This is a genomic window from Salinicola sp. (assembly GCF_982684285.1).
In genome coordinates, this window is sequence record NZ_CEXLVS010000400.1 from 1 (window position 1) to 2,181 (window position 2,181).

The 2,181-nt window shown below is 62.6% G+C and carries 2 protein-coding genes and 1 pseudogene; all 3 read right to left on the reverse strand.

Annotated elements, in window-relative coordinates; translation table 11 throughout:
• Positions 1–230: pseudogene (locus tag AC3AYF_RS20370) on the reverse strand (YeeE/YedE family protein); the annotation flags it as partial.
• Positions 231–467: 237 nt separating this feature from the next.
• Positions 468–1,481, reverse strand: a complete 1,014-nt coding sequence (locus AC3AYF_RS20375; RefSeq protein WP_295035910.1) for a tryptophan--tRNA ligase — start codon at positions 1,479–1,481, stop codon at positions 468–470.
• An 84-nt stretch (positions 1,482–1,565) separates the two neighbouring features.
• Positions 1,566–2,181, reverse strand: a 616-nt coding sequence (locus AC3AYF_RS20380) for a Na+/H+ antiporter NhaC family protein (protein ID WP_487780303.1), incomplete at its 5' end; no start/stop codon positions are given.

Below are 2,181 nucleotides of genomic sequence, written 5' to 3' on the forward strand. Positions count from 1 at the left end.
CCGCGGCCGCGGCGCTCGGTGATGAACACTCGCCACGCGGAGGTGAAACCGAAGGAGGCGTGATAGAGCACGATGCCCAGACCGCCGCCGACCAGCATCAGCCAGCCCTGATTGCCACCGAAGGCGAGGCCGACGGCCAGCGCGCCGAGAACGAGCAGCAGCGCGGCAATCCACGCCTTGGGCGAAAGCCGGCCGATGCCGGGAGGCGCCGTTTTCGTCAAAGTCGTCATAAAACAACCCCTTTCTTAGACTAAAATCGAATGGCCGATACTTTAGTCTTTTACTCAGGAATTCGAAAACGACAATACGATCTTTCGATAGACATTCTGGTTATCGATGAACATCGAGGAGCCGCGAGCCGCGAAAGTCAGTGTGTCTGTCACGCAGAAGAACGCCAGCAACAGACATCACTGTCGTTCTTCGTAGCCCGTAGCCCGTAGCCCGTAGCCCGTAGCCCGTAGCCGAGTCTACTGGAACCTGCCCAGCCCCACGGCGATGCGCAGCTTTTCCATCAGGGCATTCGCTTCTGCCCGTGCCCGCTCGGCACCTTTCAACAACACCTGCTCGATATGCCCGGGATCGTTCATCAGCGCTTCATAGCGCTCGCGGGGTTCGCGCAGATGCGCGTTGAGGTACTCGAACACCTCGTTCTTGGCGTCGCCCCAGCCGATCCCCTCAGCGTAGCGGCGACGCATGTCGGCGCTCTCCTCCGCCGTGGCGAAGGCGCTGTAGATCTGGAACAGGGTGCAGGTATCCGGGTCCTTGGGTTCGCCGGGCTCCAGCGAATTGGTCTTGATTTTGCGCACCAGCTTCTGCAGTTTCTTCTCGGAGACGAACAGCGGAATGGTGTTGTCGTAGCTCTTCGACATCTTGCGGCCGTCGAGGCCCCGCAGCACCTCGACCTTCTCGTCGACGATCGCCTCGGGCAGCGTGAAGTAGTCGCCCTTGTAGATATGGTTGAAACGCCCCGCCATGTCGCGGGCCATCTCGATATGCTGGATCTGGTCGCGGCCCACCGGCACCTTGTGGGCGTTGAACATCAGGATATCGGCCGCCATCAGCACCGGGTAACCGAACAGCCCCATGGTGATGCCGCGATCGGGATCGCTCTGGCCATCGGTGTCGTTGTCCGCCACCGCCGCCTTGTAGGCGTGGGCCCGGTTCATCAACCCCTTGGCGCAGACGCAGGAGAGCAGCCAGGTCAGCTCGGGAATCTCGTGGATATCGGACTGGCGATAGAAGATGGCGTTGTCGGTATCCAGGCCCAGCGCCAGCCAGGTGGCGGCGATCTCGAGGCGCGACTGCTGCACACGCCGGGGGTCCTGCGCCTTGATCAGCGCATGCAGGTCGGCCAGAAAGTAGTAGGACTGGACGTCGGGATTCTGGCTCTCGGCGATGGCCGGCTTGATCGCGCCGACATAATTGCCCAGATGCGGCGTACCCGTGGTGGTGATACCGGTAAGAACGCGTCGCTTGCTCATGAACTCTTCGAATCGCTTGGGGAAAGTGGCAGTGCGGGCAGTTTACCCTGCCACCTTCCCCAGAGCGAACACCCGCGGGAACCTCTACAGACCGATGCCGATCAGCAGGTAAGCCAGCAGCGACACCGCCGCCACCGCCAGGGCATAGGGAATCTGGGTGCGCACGTGATCCATGTGGTCGCAGGCGGAGCCGGTCGAGGCGAGCACCGTGGTATCCGACAGCGGCGAGCAGTGGTCGCCGAACACCCCGCCGCCAGCCACCGCGGCGATGGTGGCGTAGACCAGCGGCGTCAGCATATCACCGGTGAACACGAAGGCGACCGGTACCGAAATCGGCATCATGATCGCGAAGGTTCCCCAGGAAGAGCCGGTCGCAAAGGCGATGATCGCCGCCAGCAGGAAGGTGATCGCGGGCAACCGCGTCGGCGAGAGCCAGTCGCGGCTGATCTCGACGATGAAGGCGGCCGTCCCCATCTCCTTCGAAAGCTGATTCAGCGAATAGGCCAGCGCCAGGATCAGGATTGCCGGCATCACTCCCTTCATCCCTGCCGTGGCCGTCTTCATGATGTCGTTGAGGGGAATGCCCTGCAGCCGCATGATCACCCCCAGCACCACTGCTGCGGCGAGGAACGCCTCCATCGTCTTGGCCGAGCGCACGCCACCCTCGCAGTACACCAGGAGTGGGCGGTCGCCAGGGCGG

Coding starts and splice junctions, on each gene's coding strand:
- AC3AYF_RS20375 (WP_295035910.1), bottom strand. CDS start 1,481: ATGAGCAAGCGACGCGTTCTTACCGGTATCACCACCACGGGTACGCCG.